18 protein-coding genes and 1 tRNA gene are annotated in these 16,868 nt (G+C 62.7%); 15 read left to right on the forward strand and 4 right to left on the reverse strand.

The window, feature by feature from the left end; all coding sequences use genetic code 11:
* The 3 genes from GGR23_RS06330 to GGR23_RS06340 form a co-directional block, all read right to left on the reverse strand.
* Positions 1-441, reverse strand: a complete 441-nt coding sequence (locus GGR23_RS06330) for a DUF2948 family protein (protein WP_183365325.1) — start codon at positions 439-441, stop codon at positions 1-3.
* 124 nt (positions 442-565) lie between these two features.
* Positions 566-1,858 (reverse strand): UDP-N-acetylglucosamine 1-carboxyvinyltransferase, encoded by a 1,293-nt coding sequence (murA, locus tag GGR23_RS06335; protein WP_183365326.1) that lies wholly within the window; start codon positions 1,856-1,858, stop codon positions 566-568.
* A gap of 168 nt (positions 1,859-2,026) precedes the next feature.
* Positions 2,027-2,251 carry a hypothetical protein gene (locus tag GGR23_RS06340; protein WP_183365327.1) on the reverse strand — a complete coding sequence of 75 codons (225 nt, stop codon included), beginning with the start codon at positions 2,249-2,251 and terminating at the stop codon, positions 2,027-2,029.
* A 254-nt stretch (positions 2,252-2,505) separates the two neighbouring features.
* Between GGR23_RS06340 and GGR23_RS06345 the strand changes: the two genes are divergently transcribed.
* From GGR23_RS06345 to GGR23_RS06355, 3 genes are all read left to right on the forward strand, one after another.
* Positions 2,506-2,580: transfer RNA gene (locus GGR23_RS06345), tRNA-Thr, on the forward strand.
* Positions 2,581-2,663: 83 nt separating this feature from the next.
* Positions 2,664-3,245: a regulatory protein RecX gene (locus tag GGR23_RS06350; protein WP_183365328.1), complete on the forward strand. Its 582-nt coding sequence runs from the start codon at positions 2,664-2,666 to the stop codon at positions 3,243-3,245.
* A gap of 106 nt (positions 3,246-3,351) precedes the next feature.
* Entirely contained in the window at positions 3,352-4,314 is a 963-nt protein-coding gene (locus GGR23_RS06355) for a bifunctional enoyl-CoA hydratase/phosphate acetyltransferase (protein ID WP_183365329.1), read from the forward strand.
* A gap of 142 nt (positions 4,315-4,456) precedes the next feature.
* Here GGR23_RS06355 and GGR23_RS06360 read toward each other — a convergent pair whose 3' ends face one another.
* Entirely contained in the window at positions 4,457-4,600 is a 144-nt protein-coding gene (locus GGR23_RS06360) for a hypothetical protein (RefSeq protein WP_183365330.1), read from the reverse strand.
* 462 nt (positions 4,601-5,062) lie between these two features.
* Between GGR23_RS06360 and GGR23_RS06365 the strand changes: the two genes are divergently transcribed.
* The 12 genes from GGR23_RS06365 (at position 5,063) to visN (ending at position 16,863) form a co-directional block, all read left to right on the forward strand.
* The gene (locus tag GGR23_RS06365) at positions 5,063-6,691 is read left to right on the forward strand and encodes a globin-coupled sensor protein (protein WP_246364995.1); all 1,629 of its coding nucleotides are present in this window, start codon (positions 5,063-5,065) and stop codon (positions 6,689-6,691) included.
* 75 nt (positions 6,692-6,766) lie between these two features.
* Positions 6,767-7,057 carry an STAS domain-containing protein gene (locus GGR23_RS06370; RefSeq protein ID WP_183365332.1) on the forward strand — a complete coding sequence of 97 codons (291 nt, stop codon included), beginning with the start codon at positions 6,767-6,769 and terminating at the stop codon, positions 7,055-7,057.
* A gap of 3 nt (positions 7,058-7,060) precedes the next feature.
* Complete coding sequence (cheY1, locus tag GGR23_RS06375; RefSeq protein WP_056316210.1) at positions 7,061-7,426, forward strand: chemotaxis response regulator CheY1; 366 nt, start codon at positions 7,061-7,063, stop codon at positions 7,424-7,426.
* A 14-nt stretch (positions 7,427-7,440) separates the two neighbouring features.
* A complete protein-coding gene (locus tag GGR23_RS06380) occupies positions 7,441-9,732 on the forward strand; it encodes a chemotaxis protein CheA (protein WP_183365333.1) in 2,292 nt (763 codons plus the stop codon).
* 4 nt (positions 9,733-9,736) lie between these two features.
* On the forward strand, positions 9,737-10,204 hold the full coding sequence (locus tag GGR23_RS06385; RefSeq protein ID WP_183365334.1) for a chemotaxis protein CheW: 468 nt from the start codon (positions 9,737-9,739) through the stop codon (positions 10,202-10,204).
* Positions 10,201-11,103 (forward strand): protein-glutamate O-methyltransferase, encoded by a 903-nt coding sequence (locus tag GGR23_RS06390; RefSeq protein WP_183365335.1) that lies wholly within the window; start codon positions 10,201-10,203, stop codon positions 11,101-11,103. The genes GGR23_RS06385 and GGR23_RS06390 overlap by 4 nt, the downstream gene beginning before the upstream one ends.
* Positions 11,100-12,164, forward strand: a complete 1,065-nt coding sequence (cheB, locus tag GGR23_RS06395; RefSeq protein ID WP_183365769.1) for a protein-glutamate O-methylesterase CheB — start codon at positions 11,100-11,102, stop codon at positions 12,162-12,164. Before GGR23_RS06390 ends, cheB begins: the two co-directional genes overlap by 4 nt.
* Position 12,165: 1 nt before the next feature.
* Positions 12,166-12,555 carry a response regulator gene (locus GGR23_RS06400; protein WP_183365336.1) on the forward strand — a complete coding sequence of 130 codons (390 nt, stop codon included), beginning with the start codon at positions 12,166-12,168 and terminating at the stop codon, positions 12,553-12,555.
* Positions 12,552-13,106: a chemoreceptor glutamine deamidase CheD gene (gene cheD, locus GGR23_RS06405; RefSeq protein ID WP_183365337.1), complete on the forward strand. Its 555-nt coding sequence runs from the start codon at positions 12,552-12,554 to the stop codon at positions 13,104-13,106. The genes GGR23_RS06400 and cheD overlap by 4 nt, the downstream gene beginning before the upstream one ends.
* Before the next feature lie 11 nt (positions 13,107-13,117).
* Positions 13,118-13,507, forward strand: a complete 390-nt coding sequence (gene cheT, locus GGR23_RS06410) for a chemotaxis protein CheT (RefSeq protein ID WP_183365338.1) — start codon at positions 13,118-13,120, stop codon at positions 13,505-13,507.
* 177 nt (positions 13,508-13,684) lie between these two features.
* On the forward strand, positions 13,685-15,364 hold the full coding sequence (gene fliF / locus GGR23_RS06415) for a flagellar basal-body MS-ring/collar protein FliF (protein ID WP_183365339.1): 1,680 nt from the start codon (positions 13,685-13,687) through the stop codon (positions 15,362-15,364).
* Between the two features lie 752 nt (positions 15,365-16,116).
* Positions 16,117-16,863 (forward strand): transcriptional regulator VisN, encoded by a 747-nt coding sequence (visN, locus tag GGR23_RS06420; RefSeq protein WP_183365340.1) that lies wholly within the window; start codon positions 16,117-16,119, stop codon positions 16,861-16,863.
* Positions 16,864-16,868: the final 5 nt, after the last annotated feature.

A 16,868-nucleotide genomic window follows, 5' to 3' on the forward strand; every position in this document is an offset into this window, starting at 1 on the left:
TCAGCCGTCCAGCGGATGTTGGGGCATGGTTTTGGTTTCCCACGCTCCGCCCGTATCCGCAAGCTGTCCTTCGATACATTCCACATCGAGGGCGATCGCGCCACCACCGGCGAGCACCAGTTCAACCGTGCCCTCGGGGCCATCGCCCCTCTGTTCGAAGCGAATGGCGAGAAGCGCCAGCACGGCCTCGCGGTCGGTCCTGTCGAAACCCATGCTGCGCACGGCCTTCACGCGCTTGAAGCTGAGCGCTGCACGCCGGCGCTCGAAGCCGCTTGCGGACGTGCCGGCCGTTTCCCAGGCAAAGCGGTTGACGGCTGCCGCGAAGACGCCGGTGCGGGGCGAATAGGTGAGGTCGCCCACCTTCAGCACGCTGTCCTGCAGATGCGCCGAGAGAATGGAGAGATCGTCCGTATCGAGAGCCAGAAGCTTCAATGCGCTCATTTCACGTCACCTGATGGCCTTGCGGGCCACCCGTGGCCCGCCTCCACCCCGAAATAGGATGTTGCAGCGCAAAAAACCAGCCTTGTTCTCCGGCTATTTCGCTTTGCCGTCCGGTTTCGGTGCGTCAGTCGCTGACGCGCTCCACGATGGCCCCGCAGCGGGTCAGTTTTTCTTCCAGCCGTTCGAAGCCGCGGTCCAGATGGTAGACGCGGTTGACCATGGTTTCGCCCTCGGCGGCAAGGCCGGCGATGACGAGGGAAACGGAAGCGCGCAGATCCGTTGCCATCACCGGCGCGCCGCGCAGCCGTTCCACGCCCTCGATCTTCGCCGTCTGGCCGGAGAGCGAGATCTTCGCGCCGAGACGTGCCAGCTCCTGCACATGCATGAACCGGTTCTCGAAAATGGTTTCGGTAATGTGGGACACGCCGTTCGACCGGGTCATGAGCGCCATGAACTGCGCCTGGAGATCGGTCGGGAAGCCGGGAAAGGGATCCGTCACCACATCCACCGGCTTGATGACGCCGCCGGACCGGACCACGCGGATGCCCGACGCAGTGGACGTGATTTCCGCGCCGGAACGGCGGATGGCTTCGAGTGCCGTCTCGAGAAGGTCCGCACGGGTGCCTTCGAGCGTCACGTCGCCGCCGGTCATGGCAACGGCCATGGCATAGGTGCCGGTTTCGATGCGGTCGGGCAGAACGCGGTGGCGGGCGCCGGAGAGCGAGGTCACGCCCTCGATGGTGATGGTCGCCGTGCCGGCACCGGAGATCCGGGCGCCCATGGCATTGAGGCAGTCGGCGAGGTCCACCACCTCCGGCTCGCGGGCCGCATTGCCGATCACGGTGGTGCCGCGGGCAAGCGCGGCCGCCATCATCAGCACATGGGTGGCGCCGACCGACACCTTGGGGAAGGTGTAGCGCGCGCCGATGAGGCCGCCCTTGGGGGCTTTCGCATTGATGTAACCGCCGTCGATCTCCATCGTGGCGCCGAGCGCGGTCAGGCCTTCGATGAAGAGATCGACCGGGCGGGTTCCGATGGCGCAGCCGCCGGGAAGCGAGACACGGGCATGGCCCTCGCGGGCGAGAAGCGGCCCGATCACCCAGAAGCTCGCACGCATCTTCGAAACCAGCTCGTAGGGTGCGGTCGTGTCGACGATCGTGCGGCAGGTGAAATGCACGGTGCGGGAATAGCCTTCGCCCTGGCTCTCGCGCCGGCCATTGACGGAGATGTCGACGCCGTGATTGCCGAGGATGCGGATGAGCTGCTCCACATCGGCCAGATGCGGCACGTTTTCCAGCGTCAGGGTATCGCTCGTCATCAGCGAGGCGATCATCAACGGCAGGGCCGCATTCTTGGCGCCCGAGATCGGGATCACGCCCTTGAGTTCGTTGCCGCCGACAATCCTGATACGATCCATGGAATTCCCCGGTTTTCCCGCATGACTTCAAAGCGCGGGTCTTAGAGCAAAAAAAGCGCGGCTTCAATTCAGAAAGCCTGATGGCCGGTTGCGCTCGACTGACTGGCGCCGCTTGATGCTTTTTTTATGGCAGGCAGGCGAAAGGGGAAATCGATCGCCGTGTGGCTGTCAGGCGTCGCCTGGTTCATCGGGGCCGGTGCTTGCCGGCAGACCCAGGCCCGTTTCCGCCTCTCCCTGACGACGGGCGCGCACCTGCTGCTTGCGGCGCATCAGGTTCTCGCGCAGCTTTTCGGCGGCCCGCGCCTTGCGCCGGTCCGCCTCCAGCTGCCGGTTTGCCCGGCGTTCGCTGATACCGGCGCTTTCCGCCGCCTTTTTTTCTTCGTCTTCCGACATCGTCCGGATGGCCTTTGTCTCCAGGATAGGGAATGGCGTTCCGCATGCGCTGCTGGCGGCGGATTGCGCGGGAAAACCGGGTTTCGACCGCGCCATGCCACGGCTTTTCGTTAGCGCAATTGCGGATGCAAGCGAAGACCGTTTTTCAACATCGCTCCGCAAAGAAGTTGAAAATGCGGCTTGCGCTCGTCCGAATCCTGTGGCATTAGCCGCCTCGCTCCGGCACGAAGCCATGCTTCAACGCCGATCAGGATGCTGCTATAGCTCAGGGGTAGAGCACTCCCTTGGTAAGGGAGAGGCCGAGAGTTCAAATCTCTCTAGCAGCACCAGTCTTCCTCCCCTAAATGATATCGATGAACGACGCTGGCGCGCGTGTGCGTCGGCCATCACTGGAACCGTGTTCGGGATTGGCATGGAAGAGCCGGACGACAATATTGCTCAGGATAGTGCGGCGGGGGCCGGAACGCTGACACCGCGGATGTTTGCATGGGCGAAAAACTCCAGCCTCTACCGTCTCAACCGGCGCATGATGTCCGAGCACGAGCTTTTCGAGGCGCTGCGGCGAAAGGCGCTTTCCAAATTCGAGGATGTGGGGGAGGAGGGCGCACGCAAGCTTGCCGAGCACGGCGTCGCCTTCTGCCGGGAGCATGGTTTTCTCGACGACCGGCACTATGCGGAGATCAAGGCTGCGAACGGGGCGAGGAGCGGGCGCTCCCGGCGGCGCATCGCCCGCGACCTGGGCATCAAAGGCGTTGCCCGGCCGCTGATCGAGGAAACGCTGGAGGAGGTGGACGATCTCGGCTCCGCCATCGCCTTCGCCCGCAAGCGCGCCTTCGGGCCCTTTCGCAAGGTGGAACTCGACGAAAAGCGCAAGCTCAAGGAGTTCTCCGCCTTCGCGCGCAACGGTTTTTCTTCCGATGTGGCGCGCAAGGTTCTGTCGCTGTCCGAAACCGAACTGGAGGAAATGGAGGATGCGCTGCCTCGCAGGCTCTAGCGCGGCTGTCTTCTTTTTCCATCCGGAGCCTTGACGGGGATCAAGGCGTGCCGTTTCCATCTCCGCCATCAGCGGGCATGCCCATGCGCAGAAAAAGGAGCGGCGGATGAAGATCAGGTTCGATACGGTTCGGGTTGCCGCCGGTCTGCTGGAGCGGGCAAAGGCCAAGCCGGGGATCCGCACGGCGGTGGTCCATCCCTGCAGTGCCGATGCACTCGGCGGCGCGATCGAGGCTGCCGGCCTCGGGCTGATCGAGCCGATCCTCGTCGGTCCCGAAGCGAAGATCCGGGAAACCGCGGAGGCTGCGCACCTTTCCGTCGCCGGGTTCAGGATCGTCGATGCGCCCCACAGCCATGCGGCCGCCGCGCTTTCGATGGAACTCGCCCGCACCGGCGAGGCGCAGGCGCTGATGAAGGGCAGCCTTCATACGGACGAGCTGATGGGCGAGGTGGTGAAGAAGGAAAACGGCCTGCGCACCGAACGGCGCATCAGCCATATCTTCGCCATGGCCGACGACAGCTACCACAAGCCGTTCATCATCACGGATGCCGCAATCAACATCGCGCCCGACCTGATGACCAAGCGGGACATCCTCCAGAACGCCGTCGATTTCCTGATCGGCATTGCCGACAAGCCGATGACCCCCAAGGTGGCGGTGCTTTCCGCGGTCGAGACGGTCAACCCGTCGATGGTCTCCACGGTGGATGCCGCCTGCCTTTCCAAGATGGCGGATCGCGGCCAGATCCAGCGTGCGCTCGTGGATGGGCCGCTGGCCTTCGACAATGCGATGAGCCGCGATGCCGCGCGCACCAAGGGCATCGTCTCGGTCGTCGCCGGCGATGCGGATGTCCTGCTGATGCCGGATCTGGAGTCGGGCAACATGCTGGCCAAGCAGCTGATCCTGCTCGGTGGCGCGGTCTCCGCCGGGCTCGTGCTGGGCGCGCGCCTGCCCATCATCCTCACAAGCAGGTCGGACGGAACGGCCTCCCGCATCGGATCGGCGGCGCTGGCGGTGCTGATGGCGGATGCGCAGGCAAACGGCCGCCTCGGCTTTACCCGGGAGGGCTGAGCACGAAACGAAAAATGCACCGGCAGGCCGGTGCATTTTCCTCGTGCATGCATGTCAGGTCCGCCGCATGCCGGCCGTGCCGCAGAGATTGCCGCAAGGTCCCGCAGGATGTGCCCGGGCGATGGGAGCGTTCCGTCTTGGGTCAGAACACCTTCATCAGGGCCGAGCGCCCTTTCCATTCTATGTTCAGCAGCAAGGTCATGGCCAGCAGGGTGAGGCTGGTGATCAGCGCGACGCTCATTCCGAGAACAATCATTGTTCGGCCCCTCTCGACGGTCCATTCCATCTGCACCTCCAGAAGTAGTCCTTCATCCTTGCGTGAGCCTTGTCTTGGTTAAGTCTCGCTGAAGAACCTGCTGGCGGAGGTGAACGGAATGGTCGAGAAATAAGGATGCATGCCGCCAGGCAATGCAATCGGCGGTATGTTTGCTCCCGCCCGAATCCCGTTTGCCACAGGGGATTTGTTTCATTTGAGCCGCATTGACAGGACCATTAACCTTCAGGCAAGGAATTAACCATAAACATTTAAGCAGACGGCGGAATGGGATGTTGCGCGAAGCTCCCAGGGCATGAATGCCGGCCCGCCGTACCGGTAGCGACCCGGTATTCTTCCTCACAGTTCAGTCCCGGAACCCCGACAGGGGTCATGCCGCCCTTTGCGGCTCTGGCGCGCCCGTCGGCGGCGAGGTTCCGGATATCCGTTGTTTCGGCATGCCATGTGGCTGCCGGGGTGGTTTTGAGGTCGGTCTTGGGGCACGATACGACATCCGATCAGGCCAGGAGGGCACAGGCGGGCAGCCTGCGCGACCGCTTGCGCTTTGCCGGGCTTGCCGAAGACCAGTGCAACCTCGTCCGGCAGCACCGTGCGCTGCTCCAGCCTCTGGTGCGCAACGGCCTGCGTGATCTCTTCGAACGCTTCCAGTCCCATGCCGATGCCGCGCAGAATTTTGCCAGCGACCGGCAGCTCGACCGTCTCCACGATCTCTACGCGTCCCACTGGGATGTGCTGACCGATGCCCGTTTCGACAGCCTCTATGCCGAGCGCGTCAAGGTGCTGTCCGATGCCCAGTCGAAGATGGGGCTTGATCCGCGCTGGCACATGGCGAGCCACGCCGTCGTGCTCGAACATCTCGTCGTCGGCCTGATGGCGGAGGCCGGCAGCGGCTGGCTTCCCGCAAGCCGCAGACGTGCCCGGGACATGCGCGACCTCATCGCCGTCGTGACCCGGCTGGCGATGGTCGATGCCGAAATCGCCATGTCGCTGCGCTTCAACGCTCTCCGGCGCGACCATCGCGACGATCTTCTTGCCGCGCAGGAAACCGAGCAGCGCGAGGTTTACCGCGTCTTCTCCGACAGCATCGCCGCCCTGCGCGACCGCGACCTGACCTCGCGGCTCCCCGACGATATCCCCGATGCCTATGCCAGCCTTGCCGGCGGGCTCAAGGAGGCCATCGAGTCGCTGAGGGAAACCTTCACGGCCATGGCGCGCCAATCCGGTGAGGCCGGCTTTGGCGTCCGGCGCCTGAACGAGAAGGTCCAGGCGGAGCTTCACGCCACCAGCGACGGAGCGGCCGAACTGCGCGCGACGGTTTCCGATCTCGCGGGTCTCGTCGACCGCGTCCGTGGAAATGCCGAAGCCACGCGCTCTGCCGAAACCGCGTCTGCGGCGACCCGCTCGGCCGCAGAGGAAAGCAGCCAGATCGTCGGCCGTGCCATCGAGGCCATGGCGGGCATCGAGAATTCTGCGGAACAGATCGGCCAGATCATCGGCGTCATCGACGAAATTGCCTTCCAGACGAACCTGCTCGCGCTCAATGCGGGCATCGAGGCGGCACGGGCCGGCGACAGCGGCCGCGGCTTTGCCGTCGTTGCGCAGGAGGTCCGGGCGCTTGCCCAGCGTTCGGCCGATGCGGCCCGCGAAATCAAGACGCTGGTGACAGGCACCAAGGCGCAGGTGGATTCGGGCGTGCAGATGGTGGCCCGCACCCAGGAAGCCATCGCCACCATCGCAATCCAGGTTACGGGGATCAACGGCGCGATCGCAGGTATTGCGGTCGAGACGGCGGAGCAGGCCCGCGGGCTCGAGGATCTCAGCCGGTCCATCGGGGGCATCGGGGAGCGGCTTGGCCATCAGGCGGCCGCCGCGCAGGCCTCCGGCAGCGAGGCCGACCACCTTCACAACGTCATTCTGGAACTTGGCGAAACCATCCGCACCTTCCGCATCGAGCGGCAGGAGGCGGAGCGGCGCGCAGGTCTCCATTACGAACCCAGACGCGCCCCGTCCCTGCCGGCAGCGCCGGTGGCGGATGCGCACTGGGCACCGGCTGTCGAGGACGACCATGAATTTCCCGCCTATCTCTCGGCCCTTGGCCGATAGGAAAGCGGAGCGGAACGACGAACAGGAAGACCCTGGATGCCGGTCACGGCAACGGAACAAGGCAAGGATTGAACAATGGCCTCGAGTGGCAGTGCACATACCCTCAAACTCAGTCCGGTTCTCGATCTGAACGAGGCCGTCGGGCTCCACGGCCAGCTTCTGGCCATGCGCGGCCGCGACCTCGTTATCGATGCCTCCGCTGTCCAGCGATGCGGAACGCAGTGCGTGCAGGTGCTGATCTCGGCCGCCCGCACCTGGGAAGAAGACCACAAGAGCTACCGCATCACCGGTGTTTCCGATGCTTTCGGCAAGACGATGCAGCTGATCGGCGTCGACATCGACCATTTGCTTGTCAAGGAGAATTAAGCAATGAAGAAAAAAGTCCTAACCGTGGATGACAGCCGCACCATCCGCAACATGTTGCTCGTGACCCTCAACAATGCGGGTTTCGAGACGATCCAGGCGGAAGACGGCGTCGAAGGCCTCGAGGTTCTCGAAGAGGCCAATCCCGATGTCATCGTGACCGACATCAACATGCCGCGCCTCGACGGCTTCGGCTTCATCGAGGGCGTTCGCCGCAACGAGAAGTATCGCGCCATTCCGATCCTGGTTCTGACCACGGAAAGCGATGCGGAGAAGAAGAACCGCGCCCGTCAGGCTGGAGCCACCGGCTGGATCGTGAAGCCCTTCGACCCGACCAAACTGATCGATGCCATCGAGCGTGTAACCGCCTAACGGGATCTTCTCCTATGGATATGAACGAAATCAAAGAGATCTTTTTCCAGGAATGCGAGGAACAGCTCGCCGAACTGGAATCCGGTCTTCTGAAGTTGAATGACGGTGATCGTGATCCGGAAACGGTCAATGCCGTTTTTCGCGCCGTTCACTCCATAAAGGGCGGAGCAGGGGCTTTCGGTCTGGACGATCTGGTTGCCTTTGCCCATGTTTTCGAAACGACGCTGGACTGCGTGCGCTCCAACAAGCTGGAGCCGACGCAGGATGTGCTGAAGGTGATGCTGAAGTCGGCCGACGTGCTGGCCGACCTGACGAATGCTGCCCGTGACGGCGGCAGCGTCGACGAATCGCGCAGCCGGGCGCTGGTGAAGGAACTCGAAGCACTCGCAAACGGACAGCCGCTCTCCCACGCTGCTCCCGATGCGCCTGCCGCCGCAGCACCGGCTGCGGCCCCGGCCGCCGCCGCGCCCGCACCGACCGATCCGAGCGGCTTCCAGCCGATCCCCTTCTCCTTTGACGATTTCCCCGCCTCTGCCGACGAGGAAAAGGATGCCCCGAACTTCGAGGTCACCTTCAAGCCCCGTTCCGATCTCTACGCCAAGGGCAACGACGCGACGCTGCTTCTGCGCGACCTCTCCCGCCTGGGGGAAATGACCATCTATTGCAACACGGACAGCCTGCCGACGCTCGACAAGCTGGACCCGGAAGCCGCCTACTTCCACTGGGTGATCTCCATCGCCACCGACAAGGGTGAGGACGCGATCCGCACCATGTTCGAATTCGCCGAATGGGATTGCGACCTGCAGGTCAAGCCGCTGACCGAGGTTGCCGCGGTCAGCGAAGACCAGCCGATGGTGCCGGTTCCCTTCGACCTGTCGATCCTGGATGATGAACCGGCCGCTCCGGAACCGAAGGCGGAGCCTGCGCCCGCAGCGTCGCCCGCCGCCGAAACCGTTGCTGCCGCCAAGACTGCGACCGCCGTCATGGAGGCGGTGAACACCGCTGTTGCCGCCAAGGCCGAAAAGAAGGAGGCCGCCGCACCCGCTCCTGCCGCCGCGAACGCAGCCGCCCAGGCCGCCGCCAACAGCGCGGCCGGCATGGCCCAGACGATCCGCGTCGATCTCGACCGCGTCGATCGCCTGATCAACCTGGTCGGCGAGCTTGTCATCAACCAGGCGATGCTCTCGCAGAGCGTCATCGAGAACGACAACAACGGCGCTTCCTCCATCAACATGGGTCTCGAGGAGCTGCAGCAGCTCACCCGAGAGATCCAGGACAGCGTGATGGCGATCCGCGCGCAGCCGGTGAAACCGGTCTTCCAGCGCATGTCGCGAATCGTCCGCGAAATCGCCGACATGACGGGCAAGTCCATCCGGCTCATCACCGAGGGTGAGAACACCGAGGTGGACAAGACGGTCATCGACAAGCTGGCCGAGCCGCTCACCCACATGATCCGCAATGCCGTGGACCACGGGATCGAAACGCCCGAGAAGCGCGCCGCGATCGGCAAGAATCCGGAAGGGACCGTCCGCCTAACCGCAAAGCACCGTTCGGGGCGCATCCTCATCGAACTGGCCGACGACGGCGCGGGCATCAACAGCGAACGCGTGCGCCAGAAGGCCATCGACAACGATCTGATCAATGCCGATGCCAACCTGTCCGACGAGGAAATCGACAACCTGATCTTCCTGCCGGGCTTCTCGACCGCCGAAAAGCTGTCCGACATCTCCGGCCGTGGCGTGGGCATGGACGTGGTGAAGCGCTCGATCCAGGCGCTCGGCGGCCGCATCAACATTTCCTCGAAGCCGGGGCAGGGCTCCGTCTTCACGATGAGCCTTCCGCTGACGCTCGCCGTTCTCGACGGCATGGTGGTCACCGTGGCCGGCCAGACACTGGTCGTGCCGCTGACGGCCATCGTCGAGACGCTGCAGCCGGAAGCCTCCGCGATCCATTCCTTCGGTGCCAACCAGCGCCTGATCTCGATCCGCAACTCCTTCTGCCCGCTGGTGGATGTCGGCCGGATCCTGAACTTCCGCGCCACCCAGGCCAACCCCGTCGAGGGCGTGGCGCTGCTGGTGGAATCGGAAGGCGGCGGCCAGCGCGCCCTGATGGTCGATGCGATCCAGGGCCAGCGCCAGGTGGTCATCAAGAGCCTCGAAGCCAACTACACCCATGTCCCGGGCATCGCCGCCGCCACCATTCTGGGTGACGGACGCGTGGCGCTCATCCTCGATGTCGATGCGGTGGTCGCCGCATCGCGCGGTCAGTCCCTGAAACCTGAAATGGCATTCGCATCAGCTGGATAAAGTCATGTCGTACACAGCAAAGAATCTGCACCAGGGGAGTCGCGAACTGATCGCCTTCCGCATTGGCGATCAGGAATTCTGCGTGAATATCATGTCGGTCCGGGAAATCCGCGGCTGGACGCCGGCGACGGCGCTGCCCCATTCCCCCTCCTACATGATGGGCGTGATCAACCTTCGCGGCGCCGTCCTGCCGATCCTCGACCTGTCGGCCCGGCTCGGAATGAAGCCGGCCGAACCGACGGCGCGGCACGTGATCATCGTCGCACAGGTGAAGACCAAGGTCGTCGGCCTGCTGGTGGATGCCGTGTCCGACATCCTGACTGTCACGGACGAGAACATCCAGCCGACGCCGGAAGTCTCGTCCGAACTGGAACGCCAGTTCGCCCGGGGCATCCTGGCGATCGAGAAGCGGATGATCTGTCTGATCGAACTGGAAGCGCTGTTTGCCGATACCGAGAGCGAGGCTGCATGAGTGCATTGAGCATGAGCGATCTGAGGCAGAACCCCGACGAGGTCATGGCGAGCGGGGAATATCCCCTCACGCGCCGCGATCTCTCGCAGATCGCGTCCATGATCTATTCCGATGCCGGAATATTCCTCAACGACTCCAAGGCGTCGCTGGTCTATTCACGGCTTTCGAAGCATATCCGCCAGCTCGGGCTGTCGGGCTTCCGCGAGTATTGCGAGCTCGTGTCCTCACCTCAGGGTGCGGCCGAGCGCAAGGAGATGCTCTCCTTCCTGACGACGAACTTCACCCGCTTCTTCCGGGAAAACCACCATTTCGAACACCTGAAGAACGAGGTTCTTCCCGATCTAGTGGCCCGTGCCAAGGCGGGGGGGCGGGTGCGCATCTGGTCTGCGGCCTGTTCCGACGGGCAGGAGCCCTATTCGATCGCGCTTACCGTGCTCTCGGTCCTGCCGAACGCGGCCGATTACGACTTCAAGATCCTCGCCACCGATATCGACCCCAAGATCCTGGCTCTGGCACGCGCCGGCGCCTATGACGAGGCCGCGCTGGAAACCGTTGCGCCCGCCATGCGCAAGCAGTGGTTCTCCGAGGTGCAGGTGAACGGCCGTCACAAGTGGCAGGTCGACGACAAGCTCAAGCGGCTGATTACCTTCAACGAGCTGAACCTCCTCGGCAACTGGCCCTTCAAGGGGCCGTTCGACGTCATCTTCTGCCGCAACGTCGTGATCTATTTCGACGAACCGACGCAGATCCGCATCTGGTCGCGCTTCGCCGAGCACCTGCCCGTTGGCGGTCACCTCTATATCGGTCACTCCGAGAGGGTCGCGGGCGACAGCAAGGACTACTTCGACAATATCGGAATCACGACCTACCGGTATCTGGGCAAGGGAGGCAAACGCTGATGGCTCCCGCACGCGTCCTCGTCGTCGATGACTCCCCCACCATGCGCGGTCTGATCACCGCCGTGCTGCGGTCCGATCCGGAAGTGTCCGTTGTCGGCCAGGCCGGCGATGCGCTTGAGGCCCGCGAGGCAATCAAGCAGCTCAACCCCGATGTCGTGACCCTCGACATCGAAATGCCCAACATGAACGGCCTCGACTTTCTCGAACGGATCATGCGGCTGAGGCCCATGCCCGTTATCATGGTCTCGAGCCTTACCCATCGCGGGGCGGAAGCCACGCTGGCCGCGCTGGAAATCGGCGCCTTCGATTGTGTCGGCAAGCCCGTGCCGGGCGACACCCGCCCCTTCGTCGATCTCGCCGAGAAGGTGAAGGCTGCGGCCCGCTCCATGCGCGAGCGGTCTGCCGGTCGTCCGGGAACGGCGATGTCGGCTGCGCCCGTGGCACCGGTATCGGCGGCCGCGAACTATCGGGTAGGGCGCAAGATCGTGGCGATCGGTTCGTCCACCGGCGGTGTCGAGGCCCTCATCACCGTGCTTCAGAACTTTCCGGAGAACTGCCCGCCGACGGTGATCACGCAGCATATGCCGCCCACCTTTACCCGCAGTTTTGCCGAGCGGCTCAACCGGCTTTGCCGCCCCGTCGTCCAGGAGGCAACGGACGGCGCGCGGCTCGAGGTCGGGAAAATCTATCTTGCACCCGGTGGCGAACGCCACTTGCAAGTCACCAATTCTGCAGCGCCCTGCTGCCGCCTTGTGGAGCGGGACCCGGTGAACGGCCACAGGCCGTCCGTCGACGTCCTGTTCGATTCGGTGGCGGAGCTTGCCGGTCGCAATGCCGTGGGAGTGATCCTGACGGGCATGGGACGGGACGGTGCTGCGGGATTGCTCAAGATGCGCCACGCCGGTGCGCGCACGCTTGGGCAGAACGAAAAAACCTGCGTTGTCTACGGGATGCCGCGCGTCGCCTACGAACTGGGCGCCGTGGAACAGCAACTCCCGCTTGGGGCTATCGGGGAAGAAATACTGAAAATCACAGCCGCCCGAAAAGAAGGGAGCGAATAAAATGTCTCTGGCCGAGAAAATCAAAGTTCTGATCGTCGACGATCAGGTTACCAGCCGCCTGCTTCTGAGCGATGCACTGACGCAGCTTGGCTTCAAGCAGATCACCGCCGCCGGCGATGGAGAGCAGGGGATGAAGATCATGGAGCAGCAGCCCCATCATCTCGTCATTTCCGACTTCAACATGCCGAAGATGGACGGCATAGGCCTGCTGCAGGCCGTGCGATCCAATCCGACGACGAAGAAGGCCGCCTTCATCATCCTCACCGCGCAGGGCGACCGTGCGCTGGTGCAGAAGGCGGCACAGCTCGGGGCGAACAACGTTCTGGCAAAACCCTTCACCATCGAGAAGATGAAGGCGGCCATCGAAGCCGTGTTTGGAGCCTTGAAATGACGAACGCAGGGTTACCCAAGAGGGTCAACATCATTCAGGGCGAATACAAGGTCTCTAAAGATCCTGACGTGGTCCTGACGACCATCCTTGGGTCCTGCGTCGCGGCGTGCATGCGCGATCCCGTTGCCGGGGTCGGTGGCATGAATCATTTTCTGTTGCCGGGTTCCGCCACCTCGATGGCTGGAGGAGGAGACGCAACACGGTACGGCGTGCACCTGATGGAGCTGCTCATCAACGGGCTGCTCAAGCAGGGCGCGCGGCGCGACAGGCTCGAAGCGAAGATCTTCGGCGGCGCCAAGACAATCGCGACATTCTCGAATGTCGGCGAACAGAACGCCCTCTTCGCGGAGCAGTTTCTCCGCGACGAAGGAATCCCGATCGTGGGCAAGAGTACGGGCGGCGAGTTCGGCCGCAAGCTGGAGTTCTGGCCGGTCAGCGGCCGGGCCCGGCAGTATCCGCTCACGGGTGCCGAGACCCAGAAGACCGTCGTGCAGGAGCAGCGCCCCGTACCGGTTTCCAAGCCGGTCGAAAGCAGTATCGAGTTCTTTTGAAAGCCGAGCACATGGGTTCGCCGGAGCATAAAATGGAGCAGAGCATGGATGAGGCATTGCCTGAAGTTCTGATGCGCATTGTCTCGGAACTGCACGATGTGGCGTATCTGATCGAGCGCATCGAGCCACAACTCCTCGACCTCGTGGATGAGGTCGCGGTACAGTCTGCAGATTGCATGAAGGTCCTTCAGGGCATCGATCTGGCCGTGCAGAAGACGCGGGGCCTGGCGGAATTCATCGACACCGTCACGAGCGGCATTTCCGATGACTGGATGGTGGATGTCAGCACGGCTGTCAGCCTGGTGAAGCTGGCCGACATGCAGAAGGCGCTCGCCGGAGGCATACGGCACGGTCACTCGCAGCCGTTGAGCAAGGCAGCCGGCGATTTCGATTTCTTCTGAGCCGAACGGCTCGGACATGGCATGAAAACGGGGCGGAACCGCTGGGTTCTGCCCCGTTTCGCTTCCGCGCCCTGGCTGTGGTGCACGCGCTCCGCGAAACGTTCGCGCAAGCTTCGATTCCTAATGTCCGACACAGTGTCACGGGAATATTCCCTCTGATTGACGGTGCGGGACAGAATGAATCTGTTAAATCAATTAATTCAGGTTTCAAAGAACCTAGCGGGGCTGGGACAGGCCAAGCTGATGGCACTGATAGGCGTGGGCATCGTTTCCATCGCCCTCGTGCTTTTCGCCGGGTTCTACGTCAACAAGCCAGCCTATGAAACGCTTTATGTGGGGCTGGAAACCACCGATCTCAATCAGATCAGCGTGGCGCTTTCCGAAGCAAACATGGATTTCCAGGTCGGGACCGATGGCACCAGCATTCAGGTCGCTGCCGGAACCACGGGTCGTGCGCGTCTTCTTCTCGCCGAGAAGGGCCTGCCGAACAGCTCGAATGCCGGTTATGAACTTTTCGACAATGTCGGCTCCCTCGGCCTCACGTCCTTCATGCAGGAAGTGACCCGCGTGCGCGCCCTGGAAGGTGAGATCGCCCGCACGATCCAGACCATCCAGGGTATTTCCGCAGCCCGGGTTCATATCGTTCTGCCCGACGTCGGCAATTTCCGCCGCGGCGAACAGAAGCCGACTGCCTCGGTAATGATTCGTGCAACGAGCCAGGCCGGCCGCAAGGCTGCTCCGTCCATCCGCCACCTGGTCGCTTCCGCGGTCCCCGGCCTCGAGGCCGACGACGTGACCGTGCTCGATTCGACCGGGCAGCTTCTCGCCTCCGGTGAGGAAGGCGGAAACGGCACGATCGCCAAGAACCTCGGCGTGGTCCAGCAGGTGCAGGAAGAGGTCGAAACCAACATCGACAAGGCGCTGGCACCCTTCCTCGGCATGGACAACTTCCGCTCCAGCGTGACGGCGCAGCTGAACACGGACCTGCAGCAGATCCAGGAAACCACCTACGATCCGGAATCGCGCGTGGAGCGCTCCGTCCGCATCACCAAGGAAGCGCAGAAGTCCCAGTCGAAGCAGTCCGACAACGCCACCACCGTCGAGCAGAACGTGCCCCAGGGCGCGCCCGCAAGCGGCGGCGGCGGACCGGAATCGTCCGACCAGCAGGACAAGAAGGAAGAGCAGACCAACTACGAGATCAACAGCAAGACCATCGCCACGACCCGCAACAGCTTCCGCGTCGAGAAACTCTCCGTCGCCGTCGTTGTCAACAAGGGCCGTCTTGCCAAGATGGTCGGCGAGCCGGCCGATCAGGCCAAGATCGATGCGTATCTCGCGGAGATGCAGAAGATCGTCAGCTCCGCTGCCGGCCTCGACAAGAACCGCGGCGACGTGGTGACCGTCACTGCCATGGACTTCCTGGACGAACAGCTGCTCGACGAGGCCGCCACCGGACCGGGCGTCATGGACATGCTGAGCCGTAACCTCGCCGGCATCATCAACTCGCTTGCCTTCCTGGGTGTCGCCTTCATCATCATCTGGATGGGTGTCCGCCCGATCGTCCGCGCCGTCAGCGCCACGCCGCCGGCCACCGTGGGTGCCGAGGGCGAGGAGACCACGCTGGAACTGCCGGACTTTACCCCCAACATGGGGAATGCCGGGGGCGGGCTCATGGACGGCTTCGGTTCGGACTTCGGCTTCGACAGCGCCGACGAGGTGCTTGGCCTGGACGACGGCGATGCCTTCAACCGGAAGGTCAAGGAAGGTCCCGAGAAGCGGCTCGCCCGCATGGTCGAGATCAGCGAGGAACGCGCCGCGAAGATCCTCCGCAAATGGGCAGCAGAAAAGGCCGCGTAAGCGGCCTTTTCCCATTCTGGGCCACGGCCTCGCAGCCCCTGGCCGTTACTGTGTTTCGCAAAGCCTACCGCCGCACTGTGCGCTGTCTCGTCCCGCGATGCGCAAGCACAGCGCAGGTGCTGCTGGCCCGTTCCGGATCAACAGTGCCGGGGAAGGCTGCACGGGGCCACCCCTCCCGTGAAATACAAAGGGTTTATGATCGTAATTCTCTGAAAGTGTCTCGGTTTTTCCGAAGATTTACAGATGGTTAAACCTTGTTTGCAGCATTTGGTATTGGCATTAACATATGCTCAATTTGCGAGAATTTCTGTTTTTGTCCAATTGTATTGCGCGCGTCTTTCTGTGTTCAGTGCCGCAGAAATAGGCTGCCACGTTTATTCCATTTCGAAACTCATCATGGATGAACTGAATACCATTCCCTGCATATCTATTGCATTGCGCAAAACCTTTTGCTGCTGCGTCCTTAATACTAAAATAGGCAATGAATTTTAGCTAAAGGATGTTGCCGCGAATCGTGGTCTGGACTATTCTCCCAAGACGGATTGGTGGGCGACTGCTTCGTGGTAACAGAAAATCAGCCGTCGCGGTGCGCGTTGCCCTGCCTGTCCCCGTAGGCGAGAGTTGCGTATCGGTCTGCTGGTTATGCAGTTCTTCCATATTCAGGCAATTGGTTGTCACTGCTTTATTACATCGAATTCGAGCCGGCCGGTGCGGGGAAGGGGCATTCCCGAGGGCGGTGAGGGGGCACTTGAATGGAGATGGAGATTTTGCAGGCTGAGCAGGCAGCACGAGGCAGGGCGCAGACAGGGCGCGGTGCCACCCAGAAGGCGCCGACCCGCACGCAGGTCATCACGCGCCTGGCAGGCATGACCAAGCCGGTCCAGCTGGGAGCGGCTCTCGCCCTTCTGGCCGAATATGCGGGCGCTTCCCACTATCTGCTGATCCGCTGCGACCTGATTCAGGACCCGGGCCTCGATTTCGTCGTTTCCTCGAACTGGCCGTTCGATCTTGTCCGCACCATTTCCGGCGTCATTTCCAACGATTATGCCCGCAGCACGGAACTCGAGAAGTGCATGTCGCTGCTGCAGCCGAACTTTGCCCTGTTCCCCGACGAGGTGGATCTGCCCGCCGAGACGAGCCGGCAATATTGCACCGTGAATTTCAATGTCGGTCGCACGCGCCTTGCCCTGATGCTGATCTATGTCGACGGCTTCATCCTGTCGCCTGACCGTCTGCGCGACGTGGGCCTCATGACGGCCTATCTGCGCAGCTTCGCGGAAGCCTCCGTCCAGAAGGGCGAGCGCGATTGCGATCTGACCGAGCGCGAGATCGAGTGCCTCTACTGGATCGCGGAAGGCAAGACGAGCGACGAGATTGCGGTTATCCTCGGGATATCGCGCAATACCATCAACAACTATATCACCAGCGTGATGCGCAAGACGGCGACAAAGACCCGCTCCGAAGCTATTGCCTACGCAGTCAGGAACAACCTTGTTTAAGGGGT

This window comes from Gellertiella hungarica, from assembly GCF_014197145.1.
Classification (GTDB): domain Bacteria; phylum Pseudomonadota; class Alphaproteobacteria; order Rhizobiales; family Rhizobiaceae; genus Gellertiella; species Gellertiella hungarica.

What these genes read in the sequence shown, in the direction of transcription:
- GGR23_RS06355 (WP_183365329.1), top strand. Translation starts at nt 3,352, where the DNA reads ATGAAGATCAGGTTCGATACGGTTCGGGTTGCCGCCGGTCTGCTGGAG.
- murA (WP_183365326.1), bottom strand. Translation starts at nt 1,858, where the DNA reads ATGGATCGTATCAGGATTGTCGGCGGCAACGAACTCAAGGGCGTGATC.
- GGR23_RS06385 (WP_183365334.1), top strand. Translation starts at nt 9,737, where the DNA reads ATGTCGTACACAGCAAAGAATCTGCACCAGGGGAGTCGCGAACTGATC.
- GGR23_RS06390 (WP_183365335.1), top strand. Translation starts at nt 10,201, where the DNA reads ATGAGTGCATTGAGCATGAGCGATCTGAGGCAGAACCCCGACGAGGTC.
- visN (WP_183365340.1), top strand. Translation starts at nt 16,117, where the DNA reads ATGGAGATGGAGATTTTGCAGGCTGAGCAGGCAGCACGAGGCAGGGCG.
- GGR23_RS06380 (WP_183365333.1), top strand. Translation starts at nt 7,441, where the DNA reads ATGGATATGAACGAAATCAAAGAGATCTTTTTCCAGGAATGCGAGGAA.
- fliF (WP_183365339.1), top strand. Translation starts at nt 13,685, where the DNA reads ATGAATCTGTTAAATCAATTAATTCAGGTTTCAAAGAACCTAGCGGGG.
- cheY1 (WP_056316210.1), top strand. Translation starts at nt 7,061, where the DNA reads ATGAAGAAAAAAGTCCTAACCGTGGATGACAGCCGCACCATCCGCAAC.
- cheT (WP_183365338.1), top strand. Translation starts at nt 13,118, where the DNA reads ATGGGTTCGCCGGAGCATAAAATGGAGCAGAGCATGGATGAGGCATTG.
- cheD (WP_183365337.1), top strand. Translation starts at nt 12,552, where the DNA reads ATGACGAACGCAGGGTTACCCAAGAGGGTCAACATCATTCAGGGCGAA.
- GGR23_RS06370 (WP_183365332.1), top strand. Translation starts at nt 6,767, where the DNA reads ATGGCCTCGAGTGGCAGTGCACATACCCTCAAACTCAGTCCGGTTCTC.
- GGR23_RS06360 (WP_183365330.1), bottom strand. Translation starts at nt 4,600, where the DNA reads ATGGAATGGACCGTCGAGAGGGGCCGAACAATGATTGTTCTCGGAATG.
- GGR23_RS06330 (WP_183365325.1), bottom strand. Translation starts at nt 441, where the DNA reads ATGAGCGCATTGAAGCTTCTGGCTCTCGATACGGACGATCTCTCCATT.
- GGR23_RS06340 (WP_183365327.1), bottom strand. Translation starts at nt 2,251, where the DNA reads ATGTCGGAAGACGAAGAAAAAAAGGCGGCGGAAAGCGCCGGTATCAGC.
- GGR23_RS06350 (WP_183365328.1), top strand. Translation starts at nt 2,664, where the DNA reads ATGGAAGAGCCGGACGACAATATTGCTCAGGATAGTGCGGCGGGGGCC.
- GGR23_RS06400 (WP_183365336.1), top strand. Translation starts at nt 12,166, where the DNA reads ATGTCTCTGGCCGAGAAAATCAAAGTTCTGATCGTCGACGATCAGGTT.